The sequence below is a fragment of the Geodermatophilaceae bacterium NBWT11 genome (genome assembly GCA_014218215.1).
Classification (GTDB): Bacteria; Actinomycetota; Actinomycetes; order Mycobacteriales; family Geodermatophilaceae; genus Klenkia.
On the sequence record CP043652.1, the window covers coordinates 1,929,606 to 1,945,020 of the forward strand.

General features: G+C 75.0%; 13 protein-coding genes. 9 read left to right on the forward strand and 4 right to left on the reverse strand.

What is annotated here, in order from left to right; translation table 11 throughout:
* The first annotated feature begins 35 nt into the window (after positions 1–35).
* The 5 genes from F1C76_09300 (at position 36) to F1C76_09320 (ending at position 4,835) form a co-directional block, all read left to right on the forward strand.
* Positions 36–1,469: an amidase gene (locus tag F1C76_09300; protein ID QNG36764.1), complete on the forward strand. Its 1,434-nt coding sequence runs from the start codon at positions 36–38 to the stop codon at positions 1,467–1,469.
* Positions 1,470–1,586: 117 nt separating this feature from the next.
* Complete coding sequence (locus F1C76_09305; GenBank protein ID QNG39129.1) at positions 1,587–1,940, forward strand: response regulator; 354 nt, start codon at positions 1,587–1,589, stop codon at positions 1,938–1,940.
* Complete coding sequence (locus F1C76_09310; protein ID QNG36765.1) at positions 1,937–2,314, forward strand: response regulator transcription factor; 378 nt, start codon at positions 1,937–1,939, stop codon at positions 2,312–2,314. The genes F1C76_09305 and F1C76_09310 overlap by 4 nt, the downstream gene beginning before the upstream one ends.
* Positions 2,311–4,089: a PAS domain S-box protein gene (locus F1C76_09315; GenBank protein QNG36766.1), complete on the forward strand. Its 1,779-nt coding sequence runs from the start codon at positions 2,311–2,313 to the stop codon at positions 4,087–4,089. The genes F1C76_09310 and F1C76_09315 overlap by 4 nt, the downstream gene beginning before the upstream one ends.
* Complete coding sequence (locus tag F1C76_09320) at positions 4,086–4,835, forward strand: response regulator transcription factor (GenBank protein QNG36767.1); 750 nt, start codon at positions 4,086–4,088, stop codon at positions 4,833–4,835. Before F1C76_09315 ends, F1C76_09320 begins: the two co-directional genes overlap by 4 nt.
* Positions 4,836–4,842: 7 nt before the next feature.
* On the opposite strand, the gene F1C76_09325 is transcribed toward F1C76_09320, so the two are convergent.
* The 3 genes from F1C76_09325 to F1C76_09335 all read right to left on the reverse strand — a co-directional run bounded on the left by F1C76_09325 (position 4,843) and on the right by F1C76_09335 (position 6,590).
* Positions 4,843–5,247 carry a hypothetical protein gene (locus tag F1C76_09325; GenBank protein QNG36768.1) on the reverse strand — a complete coding sequence of 135 codons (405 nt, stop codon included), beginning with the start codon at positions 5,245–5,247 and terminating at the stop codon, positions 4,843–4,845.
* On the reverse strand, positions 5,244–5,888 hold the full coding sequence (locus tag F1C76_09330; GenBank protein QNG36769.1) for a signal peptidase I: 645 nt from the start codon (positions 5,886–5,888) through the stop codon (positions 5,244–5,246). The genes F1C76_09325 and F1C76_09330 overlap by 4 nt, the downstream gene beginning before the upstream one ends.
* A gap of 69 nt (positions 5,889–5,957) precedes the next feature.
* Positions 5,958–6,590 carry a hypothetical protein gene (locus tag F1C76_09335; protein QNG36770.1) on the reverse strand — a complete coding sequence of 211 codons (633 nt, stop codon included), beginning with the start codon at positions 6,588–6,590 and terminating at the stop codon, positions 5,958–5,960.
* Positions 6,591–6,785: 195 nt separating this feature from the next.
* On the opposite strand from F1C76_09335, the gene F1C76_09340 reads away from it, so the two are divergent.
* Genes F1C76_09340 through F1C76_09355 form a run of 4 tightly spaced genes read left to right on the forward strand, consistent with a single transcriptional unit; the run spans position 6,786 to position 10,456 of the window.
* Complete coding sequence (locus F1C76_09340) at positions 6,786–8,459, forward strand: alpha-glucosidase (protein QNG36771.1); 1,674 nt, start codon at positions 6,786–6,788, stop codon at positions 8,457–8,459.
* 48 nt (positions 8,460–8,507) lie between these two features.
* A complete protein-coding gene (locus F1C76_09345) occupies positions 8,508–8,996 on the forward strand; it encodes a hypothetical protein (protein ID QNG36772.1) in 489 nt (162 codons plus the stop codon).
* A 36-nt stretch (positions 8,997–9,032) separates the two neighbouring features.
* A complete protein-coding gene (locus F1C76_09350; protein QNG36773.1) occupies positions 9,033–9,569 on the forward strand; it encodes a hypothetical protein in 537 nt (178 codons plus the stop codon).
* 8 nt (positions 9,570–9,577) lie between these two features.
* Positions 9,578–10,456, forward strand: a complete 879-nt coding sequence (locus F1C76_09355; protein ID QNG36774.1) for a polysaccharide deacetylase family protein — start codon at positions 9,578–9,580, stop codon at positions 10,454–10,456.
* A gap of 4 nt (positions 10,457–10,460) precedes the next feature.
* On the opposite strand, the gene F1C76_09360 is transcribed toward F1C76_09355, so the two are convergent.
* On the reverse strand, positions 10,461–15,383 hold the full coding sequence (locus F1C76_09360; GenBank protein ID QNG36775.1) for an NAD-glutamate dehydrogenase: 4,923 nt from the start codon (positions 15,381–15,383) through the stop codon (positions 10,461–10,463).
* Between the last annotated feature and the right edge of the window lie 32 nt (positions 15,384–15,415).

Consider the following 15,415-nt stretch of genomic DNA (forward strand, 5'->3'; position numbering starts at 1 on the left):
CACCGCTGAGGCACTTCAGCCGCTACGGTCGCCGGGTGACCGACGAGCTGTGCACCCGTCCCGCCACCGAGCTGGCCGCGCTGGTCCGGGACCGGGAGGTCAGCGCCCGCGAGCTGCTCGAGGCCCACCTCGCCCGGATCGACCGCTACGACGGCCCGGACGGCGTCAACGCGATCATCACCCGGGACGACGAGGCCGCGCGCGCCGCCGCCGACGAGGCCGATGCCGTGCTGGCCCGCGGCGAGGTGGTCGGCCCGCTGCACGGCGTCCCGGTCGCGCACAAGGACACCCACCAGACCGGCGGCATGCGGACGACGTGGGGCTCCCCGCTGCACCGGGACACCGTGCCGGCCCGGGACGAGCTGGTGGTCGCCCGGCTGAAGGCGGCCGGGGCTATCCGGGTCGGCAAGACCAACGTGCCGGAGTTCGCGGCCGGGTCGCACACCTTCAACACCCTCTTCGGCGCCACCCACAACCCCTACCGGCGGGGACTGTCCGCCGGAGGGTCCTCCGGCGGGGCCGCCGCCGCGCTGGCCGCGGGCTTCGTGCCGCTGGCCGAGGGCAGCGACATGGGCGGCTCGCTGCGCAACCCCGCCGCGTTCGGCAACGTCGTCGGCCTGCGGCCCACCCCGGGCCGGGTGCCCTCGCACCCCACCGCGATCGGCTGGTCGCAGTTGTCGGTGCAGGGCCCGATGGCCCGCACCGTGGGCGACGTCGCGCTGGGGCTGTCGGTGCTGGCCGGCGCCGACCCGCGGGTGCCGATCTCGCTGTCGGACCCCGCCGCGTCCTTCGCCGCCCCGCTGCCCACCGAGCTGACCGGGCTGCGGATCGCCTGGACCCCCGACCTCGGCGGCCGGGTGCCGGTCGACCCGGCGATCACCGAGGTGCTGATGGCCCAGCTGGGCGTCTTCCGCGACCTCGGGGCCACCGTCGAGGAGGACTGCCCCGACCTGACGGGCGCCGACGAGGCGTTCGGGGTGCTGCGGGCCTGGCTGTTCGAGGCCTCCTTCGGCGACGCCGTGCGGCGTGCCCCCGACCAGGTCAAGGACACCATCAAGTGGAACGCCTCGGTCGGGGCCGCCCTCACCGGGGCCGACGTCGGCCGCGCCGAGGTGGCGCACACGAAGCTGTACGAGCGGGTGGTCGAGTTCTTCACCCGCTACGACGTGCTGCTGGCCCCGGTCACCCAGGTGCTGCCCTTCCCGGTCGAGCAGGAGTACCCGACGTCGGTCGCCGGCGTGGAGTTCGAGGACTACCTGGGCTGGATGCGCTCCTGCACGCTGATCAGCGCCACCGGCTGCCCGGCGCTGAGCGTCCCGGGCGGGTTCACCCCCGACGGCCTGCCCGTCGGGCTCCAGGTGATCGCCGCACCGCGCGCCGACCGGCGGGTGCTCGAGGTCGGCCACGCCTTCGAGCAGGCCACCGGGCACGGGCTGCGTCGTCCCGACCTGACCCCGTTCGCCCACTGAGCCCCCCGGGGGGCGCCGGTCACCCGTTCGGGTGAACGCCGGTGGGTCCTCCTCCTCCCGGGGTGCCCGGGTGTCGTTGTCGAGAGGGTGACCACCGCACCCCTGCCCCTCCCACCGGTGCACGTGCTGGTGGTCGACGACGAGGCCGACCAGGGCGAGCTGCTGTGCACCCACCTGCGCCGGGCCGGCTGCACCACCCAGCGGGTGGACAGCGCCGAGCGCGCCCTCCAGCTGCCCGTCGAGCCCGTCCCCGACCTCGTGGTCGTGGACCTGCTGCTGCCCGGCCTCGACGGGTGGGGGCTGAGCCGGGCCCTGGCCGACCGCTGGCCGCACACCCCCGTCGCGGTCTGCTCGGTCGTCGACAGCCAGGACTACCCGGCCGCGACCACCCCGCTGCCCAAGCCGTTCACCGGCTCCGACGTCCGGGACCTGCTCAGCCGGCTGCTGCCGGGCAGGAACGGCGCGGCGTGAGCCCCCGGGTGCTCATCGCCGACGACGAGAGCGACATCCGGGCCCTGGTGGAGATCGCGGTGCGCCGGGCGGGGGCCCAGGTCATGGACTCCCTCCCCGACGGGACAGCGGCCCTGGCCGCAGCCGGTCGTGACCTGCCGGACCTGGTCGTGCTCGACGTGGGCATGCCCGGACTGGACGGCCTGCAGGTGTGCACCGCCCTGCGCGCCGACACCCGTACCGCCGCCGTCCCCGTGCTGCTCCTGTCGGCCGGCGCCTCACCCGCCGACGTCGAACGCGGACTGGCCGCGGGCGCCGACACCTACCTGCTCAAGCCCTTCCGGGTCAGCGAGCTGGCCGACCGGATCCGCGAGCTCACCGGGGACCCGCGGTGAGCGCCGCGACGGTGACCCCGGTCGAACCCGGTGCCGGCCCGTGGGCCCGCTGGGAGAACGAGCACCGCTCGGTCGCCCTGCGCAACCTGCCCTTCCCGGTGTTGTACGCCTGCGCCCTCCTCGTGCTGGCCACGCCGGCCGCCGACGCCACGGACCCGCGGTTGGTGCTGCTGTCCGCGGCACTGGTGGCCGCTGCCCTCGTGCTGACGGGCGTCGCCTCCACCCGCACGCTGCCCCCGGGTGTGGCGGCTCTGGTGCCACTGATCGAGCTGGCCGCCGTGGGCCCGCTGCGGGCGACCACCGGCGGTGGCGCGTCCCTGTTCACCGCCCTGGTCATCCCGCCGGTGATCGCGCTGGCCGTCGACCGACGCCGGCGCGGCGTGGCAGTCGCGGTGCTGGCCACGGCCGCGGTGCTCGTCGTGCCCCAGTGGCTGGGCGGGATGGTCACCACCGTGCCGGACCTCGTCCGGGCGGTGTTCACCCCCGCTGCGCTGGGGGTCGCTGCGCTGACGGTCAACGAGCTCTACCGCCGGCTCAGCGACAGGCTGGAGACGGTCGGCGAGCTGCAGGATCAGCAGACCGACCTGCTGGCACAGGTCGAGATGCGGGCGGCCGAGCTGGAGCTGCTGTCCCGCCGGCTGGCCGGGGCCAACGAGACGCTGGGCAGCGTCATCGACGCGGTCACCGAGCAGGCGATCGTGTCCTGCGACCTCGCCGGCGTGGTCCGGGTGTGGAACCCGGGCGCGGAGAAGATGCTCGGGGCCCAGCGCGGTGACGTCGTCCGCCGGCGGTCCGTCACCTCGCTGCACCTGCCCGCCGAGCTGGAGGCCGCCCGGACGGCCCACCCCGACGGGGCCCACCTGTCCTCCTTCGACGCCCTCGTCGCCGGGGCCGCCACGCACGGCAGCGAGGTCCGCGACTGGACCTGGGTGCGCGAGGACGGCAGCGAGCTGACCGTCGAAGTGGCCGTCACCCCCCGCCGGGACGGCAGCGGAGCACTGGCCGGCTACACCCTGGTGGCCACCGACATGACCGCGGCCCGCGCGGCGGACCGGTTGCGCGATGAGTTCACCAGCCTGATCTCCCACGAGCTGCGCACCCCGCTGAGCTCGATCCTGGGCTACCTGGAGCTCGTCCTGGACGACCCCGACGAGGTGCTCACCGACGAGCAGCGGCAGTACCTGGCCACCGTGGACCGCAACGCCCACCGCCTGCTGCGGCTGGTCGGAGACCTGCTCTTCACCGCCCAGGTCGAGGCCGGCCGGTTCACCCTGCGCTCGGCCGAGGTCGACCTGAGTGCCGTCGTGCGCGCCGCCGTCGACACCTCCCGGGTCGCCGCCACCGCCGCCGGGGTGACCCTCGAGACCGACGTGCTGCCCGGGCTGGTCATCACCGGCGACGCCGACCGGCTCGGCCAGGTCTGCGACAACCTGCTCTCCAACGCGGTCAAGTTCACCCCCCGTGGCGGGCGGGTCCGCATCGCCCTGGACACCTACCGCCGGGCCGACGGCCCGGTCGCCGCGCTGACCGTCGCCGACACCGGCATCGGGGTGCCCGCCGACGAGCAGGGCGCCCTGTTCACCCGCTTCTTCCGGGCCTCCACGGCCCGCCGGCACGCCGTGTCCGGCGTGGGACTCGGGCTGACCATCACCCAGGCCATCACCACCGCACACGGAGGCACCATGGACCTGCAGAGCGAGCCCGGTCGGGGGACGACGTTCACCGTCGTGCTGCCCGTCGTCGGGACACCCGCCACCGCCGGGACCCGCCGGTGACCGCCGGCTCGGTCCTGGTCGTGGAGGACACCACCGAGATCCGCGACCTGCTGGTCACCGTCCTGGAGCGGGCCGGGCTGCACGTGCGGGCCGTCGGCACCGGGCGGGAGGCCCTGGCCGCGCTGGCCGAGTCGCTGCCCGACGTCGTCGTCCTGGACCTGGGCCTGCCCGACGTCGACGGCGTCGAGCTGTGCCGCCGGATCCGCGCCGAGCACCCCTGCTGGGTGCTCATGCTCACCGCCCGGGTCGAGGAGGTGGACCTCCTGGTCGGGCTCGCCGTGGGTGCCGACGGGTACATGACCAAGCCGTTCTCGCCCCGCGAGCTGGTCGCCCGGGTGCAGGCGTTCCTGCGCCGTCCGGCGACGGTGGCCGGGGCGCTGGCCGGTGCGCCGGCGGTGGCCGCGGGGAGCCGGGTCGACGCCGTGCACGCACCCGTCCCCGAGCGCGGGCCCATCGTGCTGGCCGACCTCGCCCTGGACGAGGACACCCGCGAGGTGTGGGTGGCCGGCAGCGAGGTCGCGCTGACCCGCACCGAGTTCGACCTGCTGATGGCCCTGGTCACCCGGCCGGGCAAGGTGCTGCAGCGCGAGACGCTGCTGCGCGAGGTCTGGCAGAGCGACTGGGAGGGCAGCCTGCGCCTCGTGGAGGCGCACATGTCCAACCTGCGCCGCAAGCTCAGCGGTGCCGGCCTGGTCGAGCCCAGCATCCGCACCGTGCGGGGCGTGGGTTACCGACTCGTCGGCTGACCCCTGCTCAGCAGGTGAAGGACCCCACGGTGACCGAGGCCGTCCAGCCGTAGTCGGTGACGGCGACGATCGCCACCGAGTGGCTGCCGCCGGTCTTGGGGGCGGTGTAGCTCCCCGAGGTGCTGGTCCGTCCGGTGATCGTGGCCCGCGTGGTGCCGTTGTCGACCAACCGGTAGGAGGTCACCCGGGCCGTCGTGCTGGCGGTCCAGGTGAGGGAGACCGTGCTACCGGTCGCCGGGCAGCCGTTGGTCGTGCCCTTCTGGTTCGTGACGCCGGCGACCGTCGCGGTGCCGACCGTGGTGCTCCCGGTCTCGGCGTCGGTGAACGCCGCGCTGGCGGTGCCCCCGGTGCCCACCACGACGGCGGCACAGAGCAACGCGGACAACAGCCCACGCCCCGCCCAGCCGATCACGCGGGCACCCGCTCGCCGTCGTCGCCCTCGGCGTCGTCGGTGGGCTCCTCGTCGGCGGGCCGCCAGATGCCGAGCAACGCCCAGCCGACCAGCACCGCCGGGACGACCCACACCAGCGTCTGGGTGAGCACCGGCGAGCGCAGCAGCGCGATGGCCGAGCCCAGGTGCGGCACGACCGCACGGACCTGCCAGGCGGTGTCGCCGTCGAGGGTGGCCTGCCAGGGGTCCAGGCCGTCGTTCGCGTCGCCCTGGGTCTGGATCGTCGTGGTCCCGTCCACCGCGCGGTCGACGCTGACGACCCGGTGGCTGACCACCCGGCGGTCGCCGATCGGGATCGCGTAGGTGATCACCATCCCGGGCTCCACCTCGGCGACCGGGATGGGCAGTGCGACGACGACGTCGCCGGGCTCGATGCCCGGGGCCATGCTCGCGGTCAGCATCGTCACCGTGCGGTAGCCCAGCAGGTGCGGGCCGGCGGCGAGGAAGCAGAACGCCAAGACCGCGACGAGCACGACCAGGTCGGCCAGACCGCGGCCGGCCGCGCGGGCCACCCGCGGGAGGAGCGGCGCCCCGGCCGGGAGCCCGGTGGACGTCGGGACGGGCTGCGGCAGCAGGGCCGGAGCGGGCAGGACGGCGGTCATCGGGGCTCCTCTCGGGTGGGTGCGGCAGGGGCGGGGCGGACGGCGGTCGGTACCGCCGTCCGCCGGGGGTCAGCGGTTGGTGCCGGCGCGCTGGGTCCCGGTGAAGGCCAGCTGGAGCGTGGAGGACTTGCCCTGGAACGTGTTGTCCGCGGCCTGGGGCAGGGTCATCACCACGAGCAGGTTGTCCGTGGCGCCGGCGGCCAGTGCGCGGGGAGCGGTCAGCGGGACCGCACTGCCCACGACGGCGCGGGAGGCCACCAGGGTGCTCTCGGTCCCGGCGCAGGTGTAGGTGTAGGCGGGGGCGGTGCCGCCCTCGGTGTAGGGGACCGAGCAGGAACGCACCGCCAGCTGCAGGCCGTTCGTGACGTCGGTGTCCAGGATGCTGGAGGTCGTCGCGGTCGTGGTGAGCGCGATCGAGGCCAGCGCCTGGTCGCCGTTGTTGGTCAGCGTCACCGCCCGGGAGATCGTGTCTCCGGGGACGATGTTGGCGGCGGTGACCGAGAGCCGGTTCGCCGCGGAGTTCGCCGTCCCCAGCGCGATGGCCACGGTGCCGGAGTTGACCGTCTCGCTGGCGCTCGTGCTGCTGGTGAACGTGCCGAAGGTGCCCATGCCCGCCACGGCGGCGGCGGCGCCGACCACCCCGGCGGAGACCAGCAGCTTGCGGACGGTGCCCCGGGCGGTCGAGCGGCGGGTGGTGGCCATGGTCGTGGGTCCTCCTGGTGCAGGGCGCCGGGTGGATCCCGGTGCTCGTCGGTGTCAGGAGCGACTCTGCCGACGGTTCCGCAAGCCCACCGCCCTACGAACCTCAAGAGTTCCGCAAGATCGAGTGTGGCCGATCCGGTCGTGCACCACCGATGCCGGGTGTCGCGGCGCCCGGGGTTCCCCGAGGATGTCCCGGTGACCTCACCGAACCCGGCCTGGTGGACCTCCGCTGTCGTCTACCAGGTCTACCCCCGCTCGTTCGCCGACTCCGACGGCGACGGCATCGGGGACCTGCCCGGGGTGCGCTCGAAGCTGGACCACCTCGCCGACCTGGGCGTCGACGTCCTCTGGTTGTCCCCGGTGTACCGCTCGCCGCAGGACGACAACGGCTACGACATCAGCGACTACCGCGACATCGACCCCGCGTTCGGCACCCTGGCGGACATCGACGGGCTGCTGGCCGACGCGCACGCCCGGGGCATCAAGATCGTGATGGACCTGGTGGTCAACCACACCAGCGACGAGCACCCGTGGTTCGTGGAGTCCCGCTCCAGCACGGTGAGCCCCAAGCGCGACTGGTACTGGTGGCGCGACACCCGGGAGGGGCCGGCCGGGCCCGAGCCGACCGACTGGGAGTCCTACTTCTCCGGTCCCACCTGGGAGCACGACCCCACCACCGACCAGTGGTACCTGCACCTGTTCAGCCGCAAGCAGCCCGACCTGAACTGGGAGAACCCCGAGGTCAGGGCGGCGGTGCACGAGATGATGCGCTGGTGGCTGGACCGCGGGGTCGACGGCTTCCGGATGGACGTCATCAACATGATCAGCAAGGACGTCGGCCCGGACGGCGCCCTGCGCGACGGCGCCGACGGGTTTCTCTTCGGGCCGCGGCTGCACGAGTTCCTCGCCGAGATGCACCGCGAGGTGTTCGCCGGCCGGGACGCCGACCTGATCACCGTCGGGGAGATGCCCGGCGTGACCGTCGAGCAGGCCCGGCTGGTCACCGACCCGGCCCGTGCCGAGCTGGACATGGTCTTCCAGTTCGAGCACGTCGGGCTGGACCACGACGGCGACAAGTGGCACGCCCGGCCGCTGCGGCTCACCGACCTCAAGGCCTCGTTCGGCCGCTGGCAGGCCGGGCTGGCCGACGTCGGCTGGAACTCCCTCTACTGGGACAACCACGACCAGCCCCGTGCCGTCAGCCGGTTCGGCGACGACTCCCCGGCCCACCGCCGGGACGCAGCGACCTGCCTGGCCACGCTGCTGCACGGGCACCGCGGGACGCCGTACGTCTACCAGGGCGAGGAGCTGGGGATGGCGAACTCGACGTGGGGGAGCATCCGGGACTTCCGGGACATCGAGACGCTGAACCACTTCGCCGAGGCCACCGCAGCCGGCGCCGACCCCGACGACGTGCTGGCCACCCTGCGGCCGGCCAGCCGGGACAACGCCCGCACCCCGGTGCAGTGGGACGACACCGAGCACGCCGGCTTCACCACCGGGACCCCGTGGATCGCGGTCAACCCCGACCACGTCGAGTGGAACGCCGCCGCCCAGCGCGACGACCCGCACTCGGTGCTGGCCCACCACCGCGCGCTCATCGCGCTGCGGCACACCTCGCGCACCGTGCAGCTGGGCGACTTCAGGATGCTGCTGCCCGACCACGAGGACGTGTACGCCTACACCCGCAGCCTGGACGGCGAGACCCTGCTGGTGGTCTGCAACGTGTCGGGCACCCCGTACGAGCTCGCCGAGCTCCTGCCCGAGGCCGTCGGCGCCGAGCTGGTGCTGGGCAACCGGGAGCACCTCCCCGACCACGACGACGCCGTCCTCGGGCCCTGGGACGCACGGGTGCTGCGGCTCACCTGACCCCGGCCCGCGCGAGCAGCGAGCTGCACCAGGGACCAGGATCAGGAGATGGAGCAGCAGCCGTGGGGTCAGCAGCCGTGGGGTGCGCAGCCCTGGGGCCCGCCGCCGCGCCGTCCCAGCGCCGTGCCCCTGCTGGTGCTGGGCCTGGTGACCGCCGCGTTCGGGCTGCTCGGGACGGTCCTCCCGACCTACCGCTACTCCGACGGCCTGGGCTCGTTCGCCCCGCTCTACCAGGACTTCAACGACCAGACGACGTTCCAGGCCACCGGCCTGGTGCTGTTCGTCGGCGTCGCCGCGCTGCTCACCGGCGCCCTGCTCGTCCGGTCCCGCACGGCCGTCGGGGCCGGTCTGCTGATGCTGGGCGCCGGGGTCTTCGTGGACCGCGGCGGCGGCCAGCTCCTGGCGTTCGCCCAGTCGCTGGTCGACGGCGGCACGGGCACTGCGATCGGCGGGGTGTTCCTGGTGCTGGCCGCGCTCTCGGCAGGAGCCACCGCCGTCCTCTGCCTGGTCACGCTGGGCCGCACCGTCCGCGCCTGAGCCCGGGCCGGCGGTCCGTGGGCCAGGATGTGCCGCGTGAGCCAACCGTCGTACGGGCCGGGACAGCAGCCGTGGGGTCAGCCGCAGCAGCCGTGGGGGCAGCCTGCCTGGGGGCCGCCGCCCACCAGGCCGGGGTCGCCGCTGCAGGTGCCGCTGCTGGTGCTCGGGCTGGTCGCGGGCGTCCTCGGGCTGCTGGGGTCGTTCCTGCCGACCTTCTCCTTCCCCGGGGAGGTCACCTACAGCCCGCTCTCGCAGGGGTTCGGAGAGGGTGACAGCCAGTTCCTGGCCGCCGGCCTGGCGCTCCTGGCCGGCGTGGCGCTGCTGGTGGCCGGCGCGCTCCTGACCCGACCCCGGCCCGCGCTCGGCACCGGTCTCCTGGTCCTCGGGGCGGGCCTGGTCGCCGACCGCGGGGTCGGCCAGCTCCTCACGTTCCTGCAGGCCCTGGTCACCCGCGGCAATGTCGGCACCACCGCGGTGGGCGGCGTGCTGCTGATGCTGGCCGGGGTCGTCGCCGTCGTGGTCGCGGTGCTGGGGGTCCTCGCCCTCACCCGGCTCGCCCGGCCCCAGCGCTGACCGGCCCGGTGCGCCGCCGACAGTTCCTCGCCCTGGGCGGGGCCGCCGTGCTGGCCGGGTGCGGACGCGCCGCGAGCCCGTCGTCCGCATCGGCGACCACGGCGTCGACCACGGCGTCGAACGCGGGCAGCGCGGCGCCCACCACTCCGGCGCCCACCACCCCGCCGCCCACCCCGGGCACCGCGGCCGAGGTGTTGGCCCGGTCGACGGTCGCGGCGCTGTGCTTCCACCAGATCCGGGAGCACACCGCCGAGGACGGCGAGTACGCCCGCTCGATCACCACCCCACCGGCGGTGCTCACCGCGCAGCTGCAGGCACTGCGGGACGGCGGCCGCACGCCGGTCACCGCGCAGGCCGTGGTCGACCACCTCGAGTTCGGCACGCCACTGCCGGAGAAGCCGGTGCTGCTCTCCTTCGACGACGGGTCCGAGACCCACCACTCGGTGGCCCTGCCCGCGCTGCAGGCCCTGGGGTTCCCGGCGGTGTTCTTCCCGATGACGGTCGTGCTGGACAAGCCCGGGTGGATGTCGGCCGACCAGCTGCGCGACCTGGAGGCCGCCGGGATGACGGTCGGCGGGCACACCTGGGACCACCAGCGGCTCGACCAGCTCCCACCGGACCAGTGGGCCGTCGAGCTGGCCGAGCCCAAGGCGACGCTGGAGACGATCCTGGGCCACCCGGTCGACCTGATGGCCTACCCGTACGGCGCATGGAACGCCGAGGCCGCGGCCCAGGTGGCCGCAGCCGGGTTCCGGGCGGCCTGGCAGCTGTCCGACGACACCGACCCGACCACCCCGCTGCTCACCGTCCGCCGGCTGATGCCGCCGCCCACCTGGGACGGACCCACCCTGCTGGCGAAGCTGGACAGCGAGTTCGTCACCCCCTGACCCCTCAGCCGCGCCGCAGCCCCCGCAGGGTCCGGACGGCGACGACGAGCTCGGCCAGCTCGTGCGCGTCCCCGGCGGCCAGCTCGGCCAGCTGGGTGGCCGCCCGGCGCTGACCGGTGTCCCAGCGGTCCACCCACCGGGCCACCAGCACGTCCGCGCCGTCGTCGTCGGCCGACCGGGTCCGCAGCACCTCCGCGGTGAGCGCGGTCTGCTCGGCGGTGAGGTCGTCGCGCAGCGAGGCCCGGGCCATCGCCGGCCAGCGCCGGTCGCGGGGGAGCGCGGTCACCAGCTCGCGCAGCGGGACCAGGTCCAGCCGCTCGGCCAGGCACTGCCAGACCCGCCCGGCCAGCGCGATCGGAGCCCCGGTGTCCTCGGCGACGACCGCGAGGTCCAGCGCGGCGGGCAGCAGCCCGGCCGCGGCGACCTCGGCGGCCAACTCCGGGGGCACCCCGGCCGACCGCAGCTCGGCGGCCCGGTCGGCGTAGGCGCCGGCGTCGGCGCCCAGCAGCCACTCCGGCAGGTCCCGGGCCACCGCGGCCACGGCGTCGGTGAACCGGGCGGTGACGGTGCCGATCGAGGGCGCGGGCTCGGCGGCGAGCTCGGGCACCCGCAGCAGCCAGCGGCTGGCCCGCTCGGCCAGCCGGGTGGCCTCGGTGCGCAGCTGCACCTGGGTGGCGGCCGGCACCCGGTTGTCCAGGGCGCGGGCGGCGTCCCACAGCCGGTCGACACCGAACACCCGGCGGGCCACGGTGTGCGCGCGGACGACGGCGACCAGCGGGGCACCGGTCTCCTCGGCCAGCCGGAACAGCCCGGTCACCCCGGCGGTGTTGACCGCCCGGTTCGTCAGCGCGGTCGCGGTGATCTCCCGGCGCAGCGGGTGCGCGGCGACGGCCTCGGGGAAGCGACGCTGCAGCTCGCCCGGCACGTAGTCGGTGAGCAGGTCGGCCAACGCGGGGTCGTCGGGCAGCGTGGAGTGCAGCACTGCGTCGTCCACCTCGAGCTTGGCGTAGGCCAGCAGCACCGAGAGCTCCGGTGAGGTGAGGGCCGCGCCGTCCCGCCGTCGTTCGCTCAGGGCCCGCTCGTCGGGCAGCGCCTCGACCGCCCGGTCCAGCCGGCCCGAGCGCTCCAGCGCGCGGAGGAACCGGCTGTGCGCGTCGAGCAGGCTGCGCGCGGCGCTGGACTCACCGGCCAGGGTGGAGTTCTGGTCGTGGTTGTCGGTGAGCACCTGCGCGGCGACCTCGTCGGTCATCGAGGCGAGCAGCGCGGCGCGGCCCGCGGGGTCGAGCCGGCCGTCGTCCACCACGCGGTTGAGCGCGATCTTGATGTTGACCTCGTGGTCGGAGGTGTCCACGCCGGCGGAGTTGTCGATCGCGTCGGTGTTCACCCGGCCGCCGGACAGCGCGTACTCCACCCGTCCGCGCTGGGTCAGGCCCAGGTTGCCGCCCTCGCCCACCACCCGGACCCGCAGCTCCCGGCCGTCCACCCGCACCGCGTCGTTGGCCTTGTCCCCGACGTCGAGGTGGCTCTCGGTCTCGGCCTTGACGTAGGTGCCGATGCCGCCGTTGAACAGCAGGTCCACCGGGGCCAGCAGCACCGCGCGCACCAGCTCGGCGGGGGTCAGGTGCTCCACCTCGGCGTCGAGGCCCAGCGCCTCGCGCATCGGCTCGCTGACCGGCACGGACTTCGCCGTCCGCGGCCAGATGCCGCCCCCGGCGCTGATCAGCGAGCGCTCGTAGTCCGCCCACGACGAGCGGGGCAGCTCGAAGAGCCGCTTCCGCTCCGCGAAGGACGTCGCGGCGTCCGGGGTGGGGTCGACGAACACGTGCCGGTGGTCGAAGGCGGCCACCAGCCGCAGCTGCTCGCTGAGCAGCATGCCGTTGCCGAAGACGTCACCGCTCATGTCGCCGACGCCCACGACGGTGACCTCCTGGCTCTGCACGTCGATGCCGAGCTCGCGGAAGTGCCGGGCCACGGACTCCCAGGCGCCGCGGGCGGTGATGCCCATCGCCTTGTGGTCGTAGCCGACCGAGCCGCCCGAGGCGAACGCGTCGCCCAGCCAGAAGCCGCGCTCCAGGCTGATCGAGTTGGCCAGGTCGGAGAACGTCGCCGTCCCCTTGTCGGCCGCGACCACCAGGTAGGTGTCCTCGGCGTCGTGCCGCACCACCCGGTCCGGGTGCACCACGGCGCCGTCCACCAAGTCGTCGGTGAGGGTGAGCAGCGCGCCGATGAAGAGCCGGTAGCAGGCCTGGCCCTCGGTCAGCACGGCCTCGCGGGAGCCGTCGGCCGGGGGCCGCAGGACGACGAAGCCGCCCTTGGCGCCGGTCGGCACGATCACGGTGTTCTTCACCGTCTGCGCCTTGACCAGGCCGAGCACCTCGGTGCGCAGGTCCTCCCGGCGGTCGGACCACCGCAGCCCGCCGCGGGCCACCGCGCCGAAGCGCAGGTGGACGCCCAGCACCCGCGGGCTGGACACCCACACCTCGCGGGCCGGACGCGGCTCGGGCAGGTCCGGGACGGCGTGCGGGTCGAGCTTGACCGCCAGCGGGGTGCCGTCGGTGAACGCCCCGTCGACGTAGGCCGTGGTCCGCGTCGTGGCCCGGACGGCGGCGACCAGCGAGGTGAGCACCCGGTCGGCGTCGAGGGACTCGACCTCGCCGATCCGCGCGGTCAGCCGCTCGACCAGCGCCCGTTCGTCGGCGGCCCGGTCGCCGGTGTGGTCGGGGTCGAAGCGCAGCGCGAACAGGTCGACCACCCCGGACACCACGTCGGGGTGCGCGGCCAGCGCCGTCTCCACGTAGCGGGAGCCGAACGGCAGCCCGCCCTGGCGCAGCCACTGCACGTACGCCCGGACGACGGCGACCTGCTGCCAGGTCAGCCCGGCGACCAGCACCAGCGCGCCCAGCCCGTCGTCCTCGGCGTCCCCGCGCCAGACCGCGGACACCGCGTCGGTGAACCGGCGGGGGAGGGAGTCCAGCGCGGGCAGCGGGCCGGTGGGGGTGCTGAGGCCGAAGTCGTAGACCCAGGCCAGCGGGGCCCCGATCCGGTCGATCTCGTAGGGGCGCTCGTCGACCACGCTGACGCCCAGGTGCTGCAGCACCGGCAGCACGTCGGACAGCAGCAGCCTCTCCCCGACCCGGAAGACGGTCAGCCGGCGCTCGCCGGGCGCCGCGTCGCGGGGGGTCCACAGCCGCAGCGACAGCTCACCCGCGGCGAGGGAGTCCAGCCGGTCGAGGTCGGCGACGGCCGTGGAGGCCGGGAAGTCCTCCTGGTAGGCGGCCGGGAAGGCATCGGCGACCTGGGCCAGCCGGCGTTCGGCGTCGGCGCCGTGCTCGGCGACCAGCACGTCGGCCAGGTCGTCGGTCCAGCTGCGGGCGACCGCGGCCAGGGCCCGCTCGAGCTCCCCGGCGTCCACCGACGGCAGCCCGGTCGCCCCGCGCTTGCCCACCGGCACCCGGACGACGAAGTGCAGCCGGGTGAGCACCGACTCCGTGGAGCGGGCGGTGTACTCGACGCTCGTACCGCCCAGGTGCTCCAGCAGCAGCTTCTGCATCGCCAGCCGCACCTCCGTCGTGTACCGGTCGCGCGGCAGGTAGACCAGCGCGGAGAAGAACCGCCCGAGCGGGTCGCGGCGCAGGAAGAGCCGGGTCTGCCGGCGCTCGCGCAGGTGCAGCACGGCCAGCGCGACGGGCAGCAGCTGGTCCACGTCGACCTGCAGCAGCTCGTCGCGCGGGTAGGTCTCCAGGACGTCGAGCAGCTCCTTGCCGGTGTGGCTGTCGGCCTCCACCCCGGAGCGGGCCAGCACCGCGGCGGCGGTCTGCCGGACCAGCGGCACCTCGGTGACGCTCGCGGTGTAGGCACCGGTGGGGAAGAGCCCGACCACCCGGTGCTGCCGACCGCTGGTGCCCTGCGGGCCGGGCAGGGTGACGGCGACGACGTCCAGCCAGGCCGGCCGGTGCACGGTGGAGCGGACGTCGGCCTTGGTGACGACCACCCGCCGGCCCACCGCGTCACGGGCCGCGGCGGCCACCGGGACGACGGGGGTGGACATGTCGGTGTCGCTGCGCAGCACGCCCAGGCCCGAGCCGGGGACGGCGGCCGTCGCGAGGGCGCCGTCCCCGCCGGTGACGAGGTCGACGTCGCGGGCACCGAGGAAGACGAAGTTGCCGTCGGTCATCCAGCGGAGCAGCGCGGCGGCCTCGCGGGCGTCGTCGTCGCCGTCCTCCTCGAGGAAGTGGGCGAGGTCCAGGGCGCGGTCGCGCAGCTTGCCGGTGTCCTCGTGCACCCCGCGCACGTCGGCGAGCACGGTGCGCAGGCCGGCGACCAGGTCCTCGGCCGCCTCGTCGTCCACCGAGCCGGCCAGCACCACGGCCATCCAGGACTCGGCGAGGGCGTCGGTGCCGCAGCTGGCGACGTCGCCGCTGTCGCAGAAGGCGAGCAGCCCCCCGGTCACGTCGCGGCGGACGACGACCACCGGGTGCACCACGTGCTCGAGGCCGACCTTCTGCCGGACCACCTCGGCGGTGACCGAGTCGACCAGGTACGGCATGTCGTCGGTGACCACCCGGAGCACCGCGGGCCCGTCGGCCGGGCGGTCCAGGGCGACGGTGGCCGACCCCTGCGGGCGCACCTCGGCCAACCGCAGGTGGTCCAGGGCGAGCGCGACGAGCTCGGCGGGGTCGTGCCCGACCACCTCGGCGGCCGGCTCACCCCGGTAGTAGCGGTGCACCAGGGCCGGGACGTCGGCCACGGTCAGCCCGGCGGGCAGCGGCCCGACCTCGCTGGCGGCCAGCACCGCGGCCCGGTCGAGGATCTGCTCCTTCTCCGCGCGGGCCGCCTCCAGCGCGGCGAGGTCCGCCGGGCGGGCGGCGCCGGGCGGTCCGCTCGTCCCGCGGTCGCTGGGGCCGGCGGACGGTGCGGGGTGGGGCATGGCCCCGACGCTAGTGCGAGCGCGTGGCGGCC